Genomic DNA, 14,871 nt, shown 5'->3' with positions numbered 1-14,871 from the left:
ATCAAACCTGACAATCTGCGTCTTGGCTGCCCTTCATCCTTTCTTTTGAGTCGGATGCGTGTCACTCTTGATTGACAGTCGTGCCGGGAAGCCATGCAAATCACGAGTCTCAGCCTGTTCCGCTTCGCCTCGCGTTCCGCGCGTCTCTGGGCGTTCGCGATGATGGGCGCGGCGCGCTTTCCGCTGGCCCGCACCGAGGGCCTGCGTTTCTGGAAGCTTTGCGGATCGGGCACGGATGAAGGCTTCGCGCCGATTCCCAATACCTCTGTCTACGCGATCCTCGGCGTCTGGGACGATGCCACAACCGCGCGCGACACTATTGACAGCCATCCGCTCTGGAACCGCTACCGCGCCCGCGCCTCCGAAAACTGGACACTGTTCCTGAACCCTGTCTCCACGCGCGGCGCCTGGTCTGGCAAAACCCCGTTCGCCGTCTCCGAGGATCCCGGCACCGGACCCATCGCCGCGCTGACCCGCGCGACGATCAAGCCGGGCATCGCCGCGCGCTTCTGGGGACGCGTCCCGGATATCTCGCGGGTCATCGGCGCCAATCCGGACGTGATGTTCAAGATCGGCATCGGAGAGCTGCCGCTTCTGCACCAGGTCACGTTTTCCGTCTGGCCCGACGCGCCGAGCATGGCGCGCTTCGCCCGCGCCGGTGGCCCGCATGCCGAAGCGATCCGCGCCGTGCGCGACGGCCGCTGGTTCCGCGAAGAGCTTTACGCCCGCTTCCGCATCGCCGGAGAGACCGGCGCATGGGAGGGGCGCTCGCCCCGTCTTCTCACCGAACTCCAACCGGAGGGTTCCGCATGAAACACGTCTTCCCCTTTGCCGCCATCGTCGGCCAGGACGCGATGAAACGGGCGATGATCCTGACCGCCGTCGATCCCGGCATCGGCGGTGTCCTGGTCTTCGGCGACCGCGGCACCGGAAAGTCCACCGCGGTGCGTGCGCTCGCGGCGCTCCTGCCACCGATCTCGGTCGTCTCCGGGTCGGCCACCAACGCCGCCTCCGAGGGCGATGTCGCCGACTGGGACAAGGGCGCGGGCCGCGAGATGCGCGACGTGCCGACCCCGGTGATCGACCTGCCGCTTGGCGCGACCGAGGACCGGGTGGTCGGAACCATCGACATCGAGCGCGCCCTGACCAGCGGCGAGAAAGGGTTCGAGCCGGGTCTCCTGGCGCGCGCCAACCGTGGGTATCTCTATATCGACGAGGTGAACCTCCTCGAGGACCACATCGTCGATCTTCTGCTCGACGTCGCGCAATCCGGCGAAAACCTTGTCGAGCGCGACGGGCTCTCGATCCGCCACGATGCGCGCTTTGTCCTGGTCGGTTCGGGCAACCCGGAAGAGGGCGAACTGCGCCCGCAGCTTCTCGACCGCTTCGGTCTCTCGGTCGAGGTCCGCTCGCCCGCCGATATCGAGGAGCGGATCGAGGTGATCCGCCGCCGCGCCGCCTTCGACACCGCGCCGGACGCCTTCGTTCAGAACTGGGCGGCCGGGACTGCAAAGGTCCGGGACCGGATCATCGCCGCACGCGCGCGTTTGGCAGGAATAGAGACGGAGGATGCGGTGCTGCGCAGCTGCGCCGAGCTCTGCATCTCGCTCGGGGCCGACGGTCTCAGAGGCGAGCTGACACTTCTGCGGACCGCCCGCGCGCTGGCCTCGTATGAAGGTGCCACTAAGGTCGGTCAGGAGCATCTCCGCCGAGTCGCGCCGATGGCGCTCGGCCACAGGCTCCGCCGCGATCCCTTGGACGAAGCCGGATCCGAGGCGCGTGTCACCCGCGCGATGGACAGCGTTCTGGCATGAGACAGGAGCCGACCGAGGCGTGGGTTTCGGGCCAGCTGGCCCTCGCCCTCCTGGCGGTCGACCCCGCCGGCCTCGGCGGTCTACACCTGCGCGCCCGGGCGGGCGATGCCCGAGACCGGATGCTCGCGACCCTGCCAGAAGCGCTCCTGCCTCTGGTCCGCATCGGCCCCTCGGTTGCCACCGAGGCCCTGACCGGCGGAACGGACCTTGTCGCCTCGCTCGCATCGGGGCGCGTTGTGCAGGCCGAGGGTCTCCTCGCCCGCGATGCCACCTTGACCCTCGCGATGGCCGAGCGGCTTGGCACCGATCGCGCCGCGATGATCGCCCAGGCGCTGGATCAAGGCCGGACCAAGCCAGTGATCCTTCTCGACGAGGGCTGCGATGACGAGGCTGCGCCGGACGTCCTGACCGACCGCTGCGCCTTTTCGTTGAGCCTCGACGGGTTGCGCGTCGCGTCGATGGTGGAACTGGCGCTCGATCCGACCGAGATCGTCTGTGCCCAAGATCGACTCACCAGTGTCGATATGCCGGACGACGCCCATGAGACGCTTGTGCTCGCGGCCGCCAAGCTTGGAATCGTGTCGCCTCGCGCGATTATCTTCGCGTCGAGAGCGGCGCGCGCGAATGCGGCTCTGAATCACCGCGACCGGGTGATTTCCGACGATCTCCAGATCGCCGCGCAGCTGGTCTTCGCCAGCCGCGCGTTGTGCCTGCCCGACGAGAGAGCGCCGGACGATCCCGCGCCCGCCCCGGAGGACACCGACACCGCGGATACGCGCGACGGACCCGAGACCAGCCTGCCTGACGATCTGCTCGTCGAGGCGGTCAAGGCCATCCTGCCGCCCGACGCGCTGGCCGCTCTCACGAACGGGTCGCGCCAGCGCGCCGCTGCGGGGCGCGGTGCCGGATCGGCGCGCATCTCCAAGCGGCGCGGCCGGCCCCTGCCAGCCCGCGCCGGACGGCCTGACAGCAACGCGCGCCTCGATCTTCTCGCCACGCTCCGCGCCGCAGCGCCCTGGCAAACCTACAGGCGCAAGGCCGCGCCGGATCGCGCCGGACTGATCCTCACCAGAAACGATTTTCGCGTGAAACGGTTCGAGGAGCGCTCCGAGCGGCTGATCATCTTCGCGGTCGATGCCTCCGGCTCCTCGGCGATGGCGCGGCTGGCCGAGGCCAAGGGCGCGGTCGAGCTGATGCTGGCCGACGCCTATGCCAAGCGCGACCAGGTGGCGCTGATCGCCTTTCGCGGCACCGGCGCCGAGATCGTGCTGCCGCCGACCCGCGCACTCGTTCAGGCCAAGCGCCGTCTCGGCGGTCTGCCGGGCGGCGGCGGGACGCCCTTGGCCGAAGGTCTGCGCTTGACCGCCGAGCTGGCCCGGCGCGGCAGGTCACACGGCCTCAGCCCCGCCATCGCCCTGATGACCGATGGACGCGCGAATATTGCTCTCGACGGGACGCCCGGTCGCAACCAAGCCAGCGAAGATGCCAAAAAGATCGCCCGCCTGATCGGCGCGATGGCCATTCCCGGTGTGAGTTTCGATACCGGCGTCCGTGCGACGGGTTCGCTGGCCGAGCTCTCCGCCGCGATGGGTACGCGTTACGTGCCCTTGCCCCGCGCCGACGCCCATCGGATGAGCGCCGCGTTGACCGAGGCGCTCGGGACTTAAACGGCATGGACCCGACACGCGATCTGGCGGGATGGCCGCATGCCGACCGATCCCGGATTGACCCGGTGCGACCTCATCGCTGGCATGTGCAGGACATGGGAACAGGTTCGGTCATCCTGCTCCTGCATGGCGCCGGGGCCTCGACCCATAGCTGGCGCGACGTGATGCCCGCTCTGGCCGAGAGGTACCGGGTGATCGCCGTCGATCTGCCCGGGCATGGGTTCACCCGGCTCGGAAGCCGCCATCGCTCCTCGCTCGACCATATCTCGCAGGACCTCTTCGCCCTCCTCGACGCCGAAGATCTGAACCCGCGCGCCATCGTTGGCCACTCGGCAGGGGCGGCGGTGGCGCTGCGGCTGACCGGGATGCTTGACGAGACGCCGGATATTGTCGGCATCAACCCGGCGCTCGAACCGTTCTCGGGTCTGGCCGGAACGCTCTTTCCGATGGCCGCGAAAGCCATTGCGACCCTTCCCTTCGCGATGGATCTCGTGCGGATGACGCTCGTCGCTCCGGATCGCGCGGAACGGCTTCTGGCCGGAACAGGCTCGCAGATCGACGCCGAGGGCGTGGCCCTCTATGCCCGGCTCCTGCGCGACCGTGACCATGTCGAGGGCGCGCTTCTGATGATGTCGCATTGGTCCCTGGACAGACTTCTCGCGGACCTGCCCAACATCCAGGCCCGCACGCTTTTCCTGACCGGAGCGAACGACCGCACCGTTCCGCCCCGCGTCGCGGACGATGCCGCGGCGAAAATGCCCAACGCGCGAGTCGAGACCTGGTCCGGGCTCGGCCATCTCCTGCACGAAGAAGCGCCCGAGAGGACGGTCTTGCATTTGCGTGAGTGGCTTGGCTGAGCGTTTGCCCTTGCGGTGATCGCGCGGCGGGCAGAGAGACGATTTCATGGAGTTTCTCAGAACCAACGCCCGCTGGCTTGCTGCCGGTGCCCTGCTTACCTTCCTGTCGAGCTTCGGGCAGACGTTCTTCATCTCGATCTTCGCGGGCGAGCTGAGCGAGACCTTCGACCTGTCGCATTCGGCCTGGGGCGGCGCTTATTCGCTCGGGACGATGCTGTCGGCTTTGGCGATGGTCTGGGCGGGATCGCTGACCGATCACTTCCGCAGCCGGGCGCTGGGCGCGGCCGTCCTTGGCCTTCTGTCGCTCGCCTGCCTCTTCATGGCGCTGAACCATATCGGCTGGCTCCTGCCGCTGTCGATCTTCGCGCTGCGCTTTGCCGGGCAAGGCATGGCGTCGCTGATCGCGCAGGTGTCGATGTCGCGCTGGTTCGTCGCGACGCGCGGCAAGGCCCTGTCGGTCGCCAATCTTGGCGTCTCGCTCGGACAAACGGTGCTGCCGCTGATCTTCGTGGCGCTGATGGGGGTGATGGACTGGCGCTGGCTCTGGGTTCTCGCGGCGGGCATCGCGCTCGCGGGCATCCCCGTCCTGCAACTGCTCCTCCGTCAGGAACGCACGCCGCAAAGCCACGCCAAGGAGGACCAGTCGCAGGGCATGGACGGGCGGCACTGGACCCGGCTCGAGGCGCTCCGCCTGCCCCTTTTCTGGGCGATGATCCCGGCGCTGATCGCCATGCCCGCTTATGGCACGGTCTATTTCTTCTTCCAGGTCCATTTCACCGAGGTGAAGGGCTGGGAGCTTCTCGACTTCGTCGCGCTCGCGCCGGTCTTCACCGTTACCGCGGTGGGGTCGATGCTGGTGACCGGCTGGGCCGTAGACCGCTTCGGCGTCGCGCGGGTGATCCCGGCCTTCCTGCTTCCGGCGTCGGTGGCGTTCGCGATTTCGGCTGAAATCGAGACGCTTTGGGGCGCCGCGGCGGCGCTCTTCTGCCTTGGTCTGACGCAAGGCGCGAACGCGGTTCTGCCCAATGCGTTCTGGGCCGAGTTCTTCGGGACCCGGCATCTGGGTGCGATCAAGGCGCTGGGTGCCGCGCTCATGGTTCTCGGCACCGCCATCGGTCCGGGCCTCACCGGGCTGTTCCTCGATCTCGGGATCGGGATCGAGACGCAGTATCTGGGCGTGGCGGTCTACATGATCCTCGCGAGCGCCGCGATGACATGGGCCGTGCTCGGCAATGCGCCGCGGCTGCGTCCCAGCTACGAGGCCGAGCCGCGCTTCAGATAGACATAGTAGGCCCCTGCCCCGCCGTGTCGGATATGCGCCTCGGAGACCTGCAGGATCAGCGGCGCGAGCGGCGGCATGCGCAGCCATTGCGGCACCTGGCTTTTCAGAACCCCGCGCCGGCGCGGGGCCGGATCGTAGGGATCCTCGCGCGTGCCCTTGCCGGTGATGACGAGGACCAGGCGCAGCCCGCGACTATGCGAGGTCAGGATGAAGCGGATCAAGGCGGGATGCGCGCGATCGAGGGTCATCCCGTGCAGGTCGATCCGCGCTTCCGGCACGAGCTTGCCGCGCTTCAGGCGCTGGAACGCCTTGGCGTCCATCTTGACGGGCTGGTTCCGCAACTGCTCGGAGGTGGTGGCTGGCGGTGACCAGGTCTCGGACTTCCGGGGCGCGGCCTCGCCCAGGCTGAACCGCGACACCGGTTCGGACCGCGCGGTGTCGCGCGGCAACGGCGGCTTCGGCGCGGGGCCTTTCGGGGCGAAGTAGTCCCGATTGTCCATCCGCTGGGCGCTTCGGGCGACACGGGACCAGAGATCGAGTTCGTCCGGGCTGAGCCGTCTCCGGCTCATTGCGCGTGACCCGGCAGAAGCGCATAGGCGCGCTGGATCGGGAGGAGCACCACCATGCGCCCCGGATCTTTGTAGGTCCCCGCCTCGCGCCCGGCCTCGGCCCCGGTTCCGACGAAGACATCGGCGCGCTGGGCGCCCTTGATTGCCGAGCCGGTGTCCTGCGCGATCATCAGACGTCGAAGCGGCGCGCGCCCGTCCTTTTCGACCCAAACCGGTGCGCCGAGCTGTGTATACCGAGGGTCGACAGCGATGGAGCGCATCGGCGTTATCGACCGGTTCATCGCCCCGAGCGGTCCAAGATGCGCGGGCACCTCCGAGACTTCGCGGAAGAACACATAGGACGGGTTGTGGTGCAGAAGCTCCTCGCCAACGCCGGGGTTGGACCTGACCCAGTCCTTGATCCGGTCGGCCGAGACCTCATGCGCCTCGAACGTGCCGCGGCGGACAAGCTCGAGACCGATAGAGCGGTATTCGTGCCCGTTCTTTCCCGCATAGCCGACCCGGACGACCCGGCCGTCGGAAAAGCGGATGCGACCCGAGCCCTGAACCTGGAGGAAGAACAGCTCCACCGGATCGTCGACCCAGGCGATCTCAAGCCCGCGCCCGTTCATCACGCCAGTCGTCAGGATCTCGCGGCGGCTGAGCCAAGGCTGCGCCTCCTGCGCCTCGGGGGGCATGGCATAAACCGGCCAGGCGTGGCGGGCGGAGCGGCGGGGCGCGCCGTCGAGCTCGGGCTCGAAATAGCCGGTGAAGAGCGCTGGGCTCCCGTCTTCGATCAGGACCGGACGGAAGAAGAGCTCGAAAAACGACCGGCCCGATCCCGCATCCTCGGCGGCGGCGCAAAGCGCGCGCCAGTCGGGATCGTCGAGATCGCGGCAGGTCGATTTGAAGACGGCCAGCGCGGCGTCGTGGTCATCCTCCGCCCAGCCGTCGAGATCGGAGAACTGAAGGATCGTGTGCGTCGGCTCCGGCAGATCCGGCTCGTCGCCCGCAAGCGGTTGTGCCATGAGAGACCCCGCCAGGATCGCCGCACCGACCGTCCGGATCATTCGCCGGTTGCGACCAGTTGCCAGTTCGGATCGTCGCTGCCCATCGCGCGCGCATAGGTCCACACGTCGCGCTGGCGCTTGATCTGTTTCGGATTGCCCTCGACGATGTCGCCGTCGCGGTTGCGCACCGCAAAGGTCAGCTCGCCGGTGTAGCGCACGGTGATCTCGCCGCGGCGCGTGTCAGGGTCGAAACTCGCCTCGGCCAGGGACAGTTCGCGCACGCCGATGAATTCGGCTTCGACCGTCAGGCCCTGCTCTTCGCGCGCCTGGATCACCGACTCGAAGCTGTCGGCGACATCGGGCGACAGGAACGGACGGATATCGTCGATATCGCCGCGCTCGAAGCCCATCAGTATCATCTCGTAGGCGCCGCGCGCGCCGCCCAGAAACTCGGCGACCGAAAAGCCCGGCTCGGCCTGCTTCATCTGTGCGAGCGCCTTCGCGCTCTCGGAGCCCTCGGGCACATGGTCGACGATGTCCCGATCCGGCCCACCCTCGATCACTTCGAAGCCGCGGCGATCAGGCCGGGACGGTGACGGCGGTTGCGCGGGCGGTTTCTCGAACCCTTCGCGCGTGCCGAGCACGTTCTTGAGGCGCAGGATCAGGAAGATCGCGATGCCGGCGAGAACCAGAAGCTGTAGAATGGGCGAATTCATTCCGTCCTCATGTCGGGGGAGTGCAAAACCGTGCTGTCCGCCCCTATGTAGGTGTTGGGCGGGCGCAAGTCCACCTGCGCCCATCCGCACCTGACCCGCCCCGGAGGACCATAGTCATGTGGCTGCTGATCGCCTTTCTCGTCGTTCCCCTGATCGAGATCGGTCTTTTTATTCAAGTCGGCGGGTTGATCGGGCTCTGGCCGACGCTGGCCATCGTCGTCGTGACGGCGTTTCTCGGCACCTGGCTGGTTCGGTCTCAGGGCGCGAGCGCGCTAGCTGAATTGCGCAGTTCCTTCGAAACCCTGCGCGACCCGTCCGAGCCCCTGGCGCATGGCGCGATGATCCTTGTGGCGGGGGCGCTTCTTCTTACCCCGGGCTTTTTCACCGACGCCGTCGGCTTCGCCCTGCTGACCCCGCCGGTCCGCCGTGCGGCGTTCCGCTGGGCCAAGGCCAACATCAAGGTGCAGAAGTTCGAGGCCCGCACGACCCATGATCCGCGCAGGCCGCAGCCGCAACCGCGTCGTCCGCATCAGGACGATGTGATCGAGGGTGAGTTCACGGAAGTCGGGCCGGACAAGAAACCGACGCATCCCGGCTCGGGCTGGACCCGGCACTGAGCGACTGTTAATCCCTCCGCCAACACCTTTTGGGAGGCCTTTTTTGATGACCGACGAAACCACCAACGGCGGTGCAGCCGCCGCGCCCCAGGCCGGGGCTCAGCCGCAGGTGAAAATGAACGTGCTTGCGCAGTTCATCCGCGACATGTCCTTCGAGAACATTCTGGCCCAGAAGGGCTCGGGAGGTGAAGTTCAGCCCGACGTGCAGGTGCAGGTCAATCTCGACGCCAAGAAGCGTTCGGCCGACCACCAGTACGAAGTCGCGATGAAGCTCAAAGTCGACAGCAAGGCCAAGAGCTCGAACGACCAGCTCTTCCTTCTCGAGATCGACTATGCCGGTGTCTTCCAGATCGAAGGCGTTCCGGAAGAGCAGCTGCATCCGTTCCTGCTGATCGAATGCCCGCGGATGCTCTTCCCGTTCGTGCGCCGGATCGTGGCCGACACGACCCGCGACGGGGGGTTCCCGCCGCTGAACCTCGAGACCATCGATTTCGTGCAGCTGTACCGCGCCGAACTTCAGCGTCGCCAGCAGGCGCAGGCCCCGCAGGGCACCGCCTGATCAGCCGCGCTTCCAGAGCGCGGCATCCCCGAGCTTCTCGACAAAGGCGGCGTGAGCCGCCTTTTCCATGTCCGTGATCCGCGGGGGCAGGGGCGTCGGGCGCGGCATCGGCCGCCAGTCTTCCGCGACATCGGGACCCTCGGACCGCACGGTCTGGCTCAGCGCGAAATCCGGCTGCTTGCCGCCGATCAGCTCAAGATAGACCTCGGCCAGGATTTCACTGTCAAGAAGCGCGCCGTGCAGGGTTCGAGCCGAGTTGTCGATCCCGAAGCGCCGGCAGAGCGCATCGAGCGACGCGGGCGAGCCGGGGAATTTCTTCCGCGCCATGGCGACCGTGTCGATGGCGCGATCCATCGGGATCAGCGGCCGACGCACCCAGCCAAGTTCGGCATTGAGGAATTTCATGTCGAAGGCGGCGTTGTGGATCACCAGCTTCGCATCGCCGATGAACTCGAGAAACGCGTCGGCGACATCGCGAAAGAGCGGCTTGTCGCGCAGGAACTCGTCGCCGAGGCCATGCACCTTGAACGCCTCTTCCGGCATGGAGCGTTCGGGGTTGATATACTGGTGATAGGTATTGCCGGTCGCGACATGGTTCCAAAGCTCCACGGCACCGATCTCGACCAGGCGGTCGCCGGTCTCCGGCTCAAATCCCGTGGTTTCGGTATCGAGGACGATCTCGCGCATCAGCCAAACCTATCTACTATATCTTGTATGATATTCTGCACATCTTCGCGCGCTTTCTCAAGCGTGTCGGTGCGGATCGCGTAATCCGCGCGGGCGAGTTTCTCGTCATTCGGCATTTGCTTGTCGCGGATCGCGTCGAACTGGGCTTCGGTCATCGTGCCGCGCTCGAGAACCCGCGCGCGTTGGGTGTCGGGGTCGGTGGTCACGCAGGCGGTCGCATCCATCTCATCCTCGGCGCCCGTCTCGAAAAGTAGCGGGATGTCGAAGACGGCGATCCGGGCCTCGGTCTCGCGCGCGAAACGGGCACGATCCTCGCGGACGAGCGGATGCACGACCCCTTCGATCCGGGCAAGGGCCTGGGGATCGGCGTCGATGATGCGCCGAAGGGCAGGGCGGGAGACCGCTCCGTCCTCGATCGCGTCGGGAAAAAGAGCGCGCAGAGGCTCCACGGCGGCCCCTCCGGCGGAATAGAGCCGATGCACGGCGGCATCCGCATCCCAGACAGCACATCCCGCATCCGCGAACATCGCCGCGCTGGTCGATTTGCCCATGCCGATGGAGCCAGTGAGACCGAGCCGGATCGTCACTTGAGAACCGCCTCGCGGAGCGCATCGTCAACCTCGGGCGTCAGGTTGAACCAGCGCGCGAAGCCGGGCACGGCCTGGTGCAGCAGCATCCCCAGACCATCGACCGTGCGCGCGCCTTTTTCAGCTGCGGCGACGAGAAGCGGTGTTTGCAGCGGATTGTAGACGATATCCGTCACCACGGTGTCCGGGCTCAGCCGATCCAGCGACAGATCGAGCGATGCCTGTCCGACCATGCCGAGCGCGGTGGTGTTGACCAAGGTCGCGGCACCCGAGATCGCGTCCTCCGCATCCGCCCAGTCGATGACCTCGACGGCCGGGAACAGACGGGCCAGCGCGTCGGCCTTTTCCCGCGTCCGGTTCGCCAACCGGATCGCCGGCGCGCCGTTCTGTGCCAGCGCATAGATCACCGCCCGCGCGGCGCCGCCCGCGCCCAGCACAAGCGCCGGTCCATCCGAAGCCGACCAGTAGGGCAAGGTCTGCCGCAGGTTCTCGTAGAACCCGAGCGCATCCGTATTGTCCGCCTCGAACCCGCCCTCGGGCAGGAAGGTCAGGGTATTGGCCGCACCGATCGCGGCGGCCCGATCCGTCACTCGCGTCGCCAGGGCCAGCGCCCGTTCCTTATGCGGAATCGTCACGTTCACACCCCGAAACCCCATTTTGGGCAGAGCGAAAAGCGCGGTGTCCAGATCGCCCGATGCCACGTGAAGCGGCACGTAATGTCCGCTGATCCCGTAGCGCGCCAGCCAGTGACCGTGGAGCTGCGGCGACCGGGAATGGGCGATCGGATCGCCGATCACACCGGCGAGGGGGATGTCGTGGCTCATGTGTCGAGATCTCCACGAAGAGTAAGGTAGTTGATCAGCTCAAGAAGCGGCAGGCCGAGAATGGTGAAATAGTCGCCCTCGACCCGGGTGAAGAGCCGGACGCCTTCTTCCTCGAGCTTGTAGCCGCCGACGGAGTGGCGAATGCTCTCCCAGTTTCGCGCGACGTAGGTTTCGATGAAACGGTCCGAGAGCGCGCGCATCGTCAGCCGCGCGACGCCGACATGGCGCCAGATCGGCTTTCCGCCTTCGCAGATCACCGCCGCGGAGAGAAGCTGGTGCCGCTGACCCGACAGGGCATGGAGGTGATCCTGCGCATCGGCTTCGGTCTCGGGCTTGCCGAAGACCCGGCGGTCGAGCGCCAGGACCTGATCGCAGCCGAGCAAAAGGGCGTCCGGGTTTCGCTCGGAGATCTTGCGCGCCTTCATCTCGGCCAGGGCGTCGGCGATGTCGCGGGGCGGAGCGGCCTCGGCCTCGAGCGCTGCACGGACCGACTCCTCGTCGAGCCGCGCGGGATCGATTCGATGCTTGAGCCCGGCCCGGGTCAGCAGATCCGAGCGGATCCGGGACTGGGAGGCGAGGACCAGCGCCGATTTCATGGGGATATCTCCGGTGACAAGCCTGAGGAATTGCGTGGGGGACGTTCTGGGGACAGTCGCGACGGGATGCAAGACGGGGAAAACCCCGGCTCTTTTTCCGCCGCTTTGGATCGGTTGCCCGACCGTGGAAGGGATAAGTTTCGGAAGCCGATCTCTCGTCCTGAGGACGGGTTATGCAGCGGTTTTCCACATGGCGGAATTGTGGTCGAAATGTGGCGAAACCGTGGCAGCACCGTCATTTATGGAGGTCGGCCCGATACCATCACGAGGCCATGCCCGGTTCCCTCCACAGACGGATCCCCTGTGGACGCCTGCGGTAGAAGCGTTGTAATCCCCAGATCGGGCGCTCCCAGATCTCAAAATCATCTCTTTTTTCTTTTCTTTCATTTCTGGGAAGAGAGGCCGGTTTAGCCTCGGATTGACTTGGGGCCGTGAGGGCGCGTAGAAGCATCGAGCACCCCGTTCGGGGAAAGCACTTCCCATGACTGACTGGATAGCGACGAAGCCACCGCTTCGTCCGGAAAATGTGTGCGATGAACCTTGAAAAGCTGAACCTCTCCGATCTCAAGGCCCAGAGCCCGAAGGACCTGCTAGCCCTCGCTGAGGAACTGGAGATCGAGAACGCCTCGACCATGCGCAAGGGTGAGATGATGTTCCAAATTCTCCGCGAGCGCGCGGATGAGGGCTGGGACATCTATGGCGACGGCGTCCTGGAGGTTCTGCAAGACGGGTTCGGCTTCCTGCGCTCGCCCGAGGCGAACTACCTACCGGGCCCCGACGACATCTATGTCAGCCCCGAGATGATCCGGAAATACTCGCTCCGGACCGGGGACACGATCGAAGGGCAGATCAAGGCGCCCGACAACGAGGAGCGCTACTTCGCCCTGATGGATGTCAGCCAGATCAACTTCGAGGACCCCGAGCGCGCGCGGCACAAGATCGCGTTCGACAACCTGACGCCGCTTTATCCCGACGAGCGTCTGAAGATGGAAATCGAGGATCCGACCATCAAGGATCGCTCGGCGCGGATCATCGATCTTGTGGCCCCGATCGGGAAGGGTCAGCGGTCGCTGATCGTGGCGCCGCCGCGGACCGGCAAGACGGTTCTGCTGCAGAACATCGCGACCTCGATCGAACGCAATCACCCGGAATGCTACCTGATCGTCCTTCTGATCGACGAGCGCCCGGAAGAGGTGACGGACATGCAGCGGTCGGTGAAGGGCGAGGTGATTTCCTCGACCTTCGACGAACCGGCGACCCGGCACGTTGCGGTGAGCGAGATGGTGATCGAGAAGGCCAAGCGTCTTGTCGAGCATAAGCGAGATGTTGTGATCCTTCTGGACTCGATCACAAGACTTGGCCGTGCCTTCAACACCGTGGTGCCGAGCTCGGGCAAGGTCCTGACCGGTGGTGTGGATGCCAACGCGCTCCAGCGGCCGAAGCGTTTCTTCGGTGCGGCGCGGAACATCGAAGAGGGTGGGTCGCTCACCATCATCGCGACCGCGCTGATCGACACCGGCAGCCGGATGGACGAGGTGATCTTCGAAGAGTTCAAGGGCACGGGTAACTCCGAGATCGTTCTGGATCGGAAGGTCGCGGATAAGCGCGTCTTCCCGGCGATGGACATCCTGAAATCCGGCACCCGGAAAGAGGACCTGCTGGTCGACAAGGGCGATCTGCAGAAGACCTTTGTTCTACGCCGCATCCTCAACCCGATGGGCACCACGGATGCGATCGAGTTCCTGATCTCGAAGCTGAAGCAGACGAAGAGCAACTCGGAATTCTTCGACTCGATGAACACCTGACCGGAACGGGCGCGGCTAATGGAGACGATCTTCGCGCTCGCCTCCGCGCCCGGAAAAGCCGGTGTCGCGGTGATGCGGATCTCGGGGCCCGATGCGTTCGCGTCGGGCAGAGCCCTCGCCGGACGTCTGCCCAAGCCGCGCCAGGCCGGGCTGCGGCGTCTGACCGATCCCGACGGACGACTTCTGGATGAAGCGCTGGTCCTCTGTTTCGAAGAAGGTGCCAGCTTTACCGGTGAACCGGTCGTCGAATTTCACCTCCACGGCAGCCAGGCGATCGTGCAGGAAATACATCGCGTGCTGGGCACGCAGCCTGGGTTGCGTTTGGCCGAACCCGGAGAGTTCACGCGTCGCGCGCTCGAGAACGGTCGGCTCGATCTGGCGCAGGTCGAAGGTCTCGCCGATCTGATCGACGCGGAGACCGAACGCCAGAGGCGGCAAGCCATTGAGGCGTATTCGGGGGCGCTCTCTGGCGCGGTCGAGATTTGGAGGCGTTCCCTGATCCGGGCGGCCTCGCTGCTGGAGGCGGTGATCGACTTCGCCGATGAAGAGGTGCCCGAGGATGTCAGCGACGACGTCTGCGCGCTTCTGGATCAGGTGATCGGGGAGCTCGACCGGGAGATCGCTGGCGTGGCGGCCGCGGAGCGTGTGCGGGACGGATTTACCGTCGCTATCGTCGGCGCGCCGAACGCGGGCAAGTCGACCTTGCTGAACGCTCTGGCCAGACGCGACGTGGCAATTACCTCCGAGATCGCGGGAACGACGCGTGACGTGATCGAGGTCCGGATGGATTTGCGCGGTCTTTCCGTGACGTTGCTGGATACGGCCGGGATCCGGGATACGGATGATCCGGTCGAGGCCTTGGGCGTGGAGCGGGCGCGGGCTCGTGCGCTCGATGCGGATATGCGCGTGTTCTTGGTGTTGCCCGGGCAATCACCGGCAATGGACGTTTTGGAGCATGACCTGGTCGTGCGGGCGAAAGGCGATCTGAATCCGGGGGAAGAGGGTGTTTCCGGGCTGACCGGCGACGGGGTGGATGCGCTTGTGTCGCGGATTACCGATAGGCTTGGCGGGATGTCGTCTGAAGCCGGGGTCGCCTCGCGCGAACGGCACAGGGATGCGATGCGCGCCGGTGCGGAGGCGCTGCGTGAGGCGCGAGGTCTGGTCCGGAGTGGTTCGGCATTCTATGATCTTGCGGCAGAAGAAATTCGCAGCGGGATTCGCCGTCTGGAGCGCCTTGTTGGGCGTATCGGGGTTGAAACGCTGCTGGACGAGATTTTCTCATCTTTCTGTCTTGGAAAGTAA

General features: G+C 65.9%; 16 protein-coding genes. 9 read left to right on the top strand and 7 right to left on the bottom strand.

Going from position 1 to position 14,871, the window contains the following annotated elements; all coding sequences use genetic code 11:
• Positions 1 to 93 precede the first annotated feature (93 nt).
• From crtA to ACFQ4E_RS02125, 5 genes are read left to right on the top strand one after another with little or no spacing between them, the layout of a single operon-like run.
• Positions 94 to 813 (top strand): spheroidene monooxygenase, encoded by a 720-nt coding sequence (crtA, locus tag ACFQ4E_RS02145; RefSeq protein WP_386801270.1) that lies wholly within the window; start codon positions 94 to 96, stop codon positions 811 to 813.
• Complete coding sequence (gene bchI, locus ACFQ4E_RS02140) at positions 810 to 1,814, top strand: magnesium chelatase ATPase subunit I (protein ID WP_386801269.1); 1,005 nt, start codon at positions 810 to 812, stop codon at positions 1,812 to 1,814. The genes crtA and bchI overlap by 4 nt, the downstream gene beginning before the upstream one ends.
• The gene (locus tag ACFQ4E_RS02135) at positions 1,811 to 3,481 is read left to right on the top strand and encodes a magnesium chelatase subunit D (RefSeq protein WP_386801268.1); all 1,671 of its coding nucleotides are present in this window, start codon (positions 1,811 to 1,813) and stop codon (positions 3,479 to 3,481) included. Before bchI ends, ACFQ4E_RS02135 begins: the two co-directional genes overlap by 4 nt.
• A gap of 5 nt (positions 3,482 to 3,486) precedes the next feature.
• Positions 3,487 to 4,338: an alpha/beta fold hydrolase BchO gene (gene bchO, locus ACFQ4E_RS02130; RefSeq protein WP_386801267.1), complete on the top strand. Its 852-nt coding sequence runs from the start codon at positions 3,487 to 3,489 to the stop codon at positions 4,336 to 4,338.
• Between the two features lie 46 nt (positions 4,339 to 4,384).
• The gene (locus ACFQ4E_RS02125) at positions 4,385 to 5,620 is read left to right on the top strand and encodes an MFS transporter (RefSeq protein WP_386801266.1); all 1,236 of its coding nucleotides are present in this window, start codon (positions 4,385 to 4,387) and stop codon (positions 5,618 to 5,620) included.
• Here ACFQ4E_RS02125 and ACFQ4E_RS02120 read toward each other — a convergent pair.
• The 3 genes from ACFQ4E_RS02120 to ACFQ4E_RS02110 are packed head-to-tail and all read right to left on the bottom strand — an operon-like array spanning position 5,593 to position 7,894.
• On the bottom strand, positions 5,593 to 6,189 hold the full coding sequence (locus ACFQ4E_RS02120) for a Smr/MutS family protein (protein WP_386801265.1): 597 nt from the start codon (positions 6,187 to 6,189) through the stop codon (positions 5,593 to 5,595). The genes ACFQ4E_RS02125 and ACFQ4E_RS02120 overlap by 28 nt on opposite strands.
• Positions 6,186 to 7,196 carry a murein transglycosylase A gene (mltA, locus tag ACFQ4E_RS02115; protein WP_386801264.1) on the bottom strand — a complete coding sequence of 337 codons (1,011 nt, stop codon included), beginning with the start codon at positions 7,194 to 7,196 and terminating at the stop codon, positions 6,186 to 6,188. Before mltA ends, ACFQ4E_RS02120 begins: the two co-directional genes overlap by 4 nt.
• A 38-nt stretch (positions 7,197 to 7,234) precedes the next feature.
• On the bottom strand, positions 7,235 to 7,894 hold the full coding sequence (locus tag ACFQ4E_RS02110) for a Tim44/TimA family putative adaptor protein (RefSeq protein WP_386801263.1): 660 nt from the start codon (positions 7,892 to 7,894) through the stop codon (positions 7,235 to 7,237).
• 116 nt (positions 7,895 to 8,010) lie between these two features.
• On the opposite strand from ACFQ4E_RS02110, the gene ACFQ4E_RS02105 reads away from it, so the two are divergent.
• Positions 8,011 to 8,511 (top strand): FxsA family protein, encoded by a 501-nt coding sequence (locus ACFQ4E_RS02105; RefSeq protein ID WP_386801262.1) that lies wholly within the window; start codon positions 8,011 to 8,013, stop codon positions 8,509 to 8,511.
• A 46-nt stretch (positions 8,512 to 8,557) separates the two neighbouring features.
• Positions 8,558 to 9,070, top strand: coding sequence for a protein-export chaperone SecB (secB, locus tag ACFQ4E_RS02100; RefSeq protein ID WP_386801261.1), 513 nt, complete (start codon positions 8,558 to 8,560; stop codon positions 9,068 to 9,070).
• Here the strand turns inward: secB and dnaQ are convergent, their stop codons facing one another.
• From dnaQ to ACFQ4E_RS02080, 4 genes are read right to left on the bottom strand one after another with little or no spacing between them, the layout of a single operon-like run.
• Positions 9,071 to 9,757 carry a DNA polymerase III subunit epsilon gene (gene dnaQ / locus ACFQ4E_RS02095; protein ID WP_386801260.1) on the bottom strand — a complete coding sequence of 229 codons (687 nt, stop codon included), beginning with the start codon at positions 9,755 to 9,757 and terminating at the stop codon, positions 9,071 to 9,073.
• Positions 9,757 to 10,344: a dephospho-CoA kinase gene (gene coaE, locus ACFQ4E_RS02090; protein ID WP_386801259.1), complete on the bottom strand. Its 588-nt coding sequence runs from the start codon at positions 10,342 to 10,344 to the stop codon at positions 9,757 to 9,759. Before coaE ends, dnaQ begins: the two co-directional genes overlap by 1 nt.
• Positions 10,341 to 11,168 (bottom strand): shikimate dehydrogenase, encoded by an 828-nt coding sequence (locus tag ACFQ4E_RS02085; protein WP_386801258.1) that lies wholly within the window; start codon positions 11,166 to 11,168, stop codon positions 10,341 to 10,343. Before ACFQ4E_RS02085 ends, coaE begins: the two co-directional genes overlap by 4 nt.
• Entirely contained in the window at positions 11,165 to 11,764 is a 600-nt protein-coding gene (locus ACFQ4E_RS02080; protein WP_386801257.1) for a Maf family protein, read from the bottom strand. The genes ACFQ4E_RS02085 and ACFQ4E_RS02080 overlap by 4 nt, the downstream gene beginning before the upstream one ends.
• A 533-nt stretch (positions 11,765 to 12,297) precedes the next feature.
• On the opposite strand from ACFQ4E_RS02080, the gene rho reads away from it, so the two are divergent.
• Together rho and mnmE are read left to right on the top strand one after the other, a co-directional pair.
• Positions 12,298 to 13,569, top strand: coding sequence for a transcription termination factor Rho (gene rho, locus ACFQ4E_RS02075; protein ID WP_386801256.1), 1,272 nt, complete (start codon positions 12,298 to 12,300; stop codon positions 13,567 to 13,569).
• An 18-nt stretch (positions 13,570 to 13,587) separates the two neighbouring features.
• Positions 13,588 to 14,871 carry a tRNA uridine-5-carboxymethylaminomethyl(34) synthesis GTPase MnmE gene (gene mnmE, locus ACFQ4E_RS02070; protein WP_386801255.1) on the top strand — a complete coding sequence of 428 codons (1,284 nt, stop codon included), beginning with the start codon at positions 13,588 to 13,590 and terminating at the stop codon, positions 14,869 to 14,871.

This window comes from Litorisediminicola beolgyonensis (assembly GCF_042679605.1).
Classification (GTDB): Bacteria; Pseudomonadota; Alphaproteobacteria; order Rhodobacterales; family Rhodobacteraceae; genus Litorisediminicola; species Litorisediminicola beolgyonensis.
This window is presented reverse-complemented; position numbering and strand designations above follow the sequence as displayed.

Bases quoted from the DNA above. Each gene is read 5' to 3' on its own strand.
- ACFQ4E_RS02110 (WP_386801263.1), bottom strand. From the start codon at position 7,894: ATGAATTCGCCCATTCTACAGCTTCTGGTTCTCGCCGGCATCGCGATC.
- bchO (WP_386801267.1), top strand. From the start codon at position 3,487: ATGGACCCGACACGCGATCTGGCGGGATGGCCGCATGCCGACCGATCC.
- bchI (WP_386801269.1), top strand. From the start codon at position 810: ATGAAACACGTCTTCCCCTTTGCCGCCATCGTCGGCCAGGACGCGATG.
- rho (WP_386801256.1), top strand. From the start codon at position 12,298: ATGAACCTTGAAAAGCTGAACCTCTCCGATCTCAAGGCCCAGAGCCCG.
- ACFQ4E_RS02120 (WP_386801265.1), bottom strand. From the start codon at position 6,189: ATGAGCCGGAGACGGCTCAGCCCGGACGAACTCGATCTCTGGTCCCGT.
- mltA (WP_386801264.1), bottom strand. From the start codon at position 7,196: ATGGCACAACCGCTTGCGGGCGACGAGCCGGATCTGCCGGAGCCGACG.
- dnaQ (WP_386801260.1), bottom strand. From the start codon at position 9,757: ATGCGCGAGATCGTCCTCGATACCGAAACCACGGGATTTGAGCCGGAG.
- ACFQ4E_RS02135 (WP_386801268.1), top strand. From the start codon at position 1,811: ATGAGACAGGAGCCGACCGAGGCGTGGGTTTCGGGCCAGCTGGCCCTC.
- ACFQ4E_RS02085 (WP_386801258.1), bottom strand. From the start codon at position 11,168: ATGAGCCACGACATCCCCCTCGCCGGTGTGATCGGCGATCCGATCGCC.
- ACFQ4E_RS02080 (WP_386801257.1), bottom strand. From the start codon at position 11,764: ATGAAATCGGCGCTGGTCCTCGCCTCCCAGTCCCGGATCCGCTCGGAT.
- ACFQ4E_RS02105 (WP_386801262.1), top strand. From the start codon at position 8,011: ATGTGGCTGCTGATCGCCTTTCTCGTCGTTCCCCTGATCGAGATCGGT.
- mnmE (WP_386801255.1), top strand. From the start codon at position 13,588: ATGGAGACGATCTTCGCGCTCGCCTCCGCGCCCGGAAAAGCCGGTGTC.
- secB (WP_386801261.1), top strand. From the start codon at position 8,558: ATGACCGACGAAACCACCAACGGCGGTGCAGCCGCCGCGCCCCAGGCC.
- crtA (WP_386801270.1), top strand. From the start codon at position 94: ATGCAAATCACGAGTCTCAGCCTGTTCCGCTTCGCCTCGCGTTCCGCG.
- ACFQ4E_RS02125 (WP_386801266.1), top strand. From the start codon at position 4,385: ATGGAGTTTCTCAGAACCAACGCCCGCTGGCTTGCTGCCGGTGCCCTG.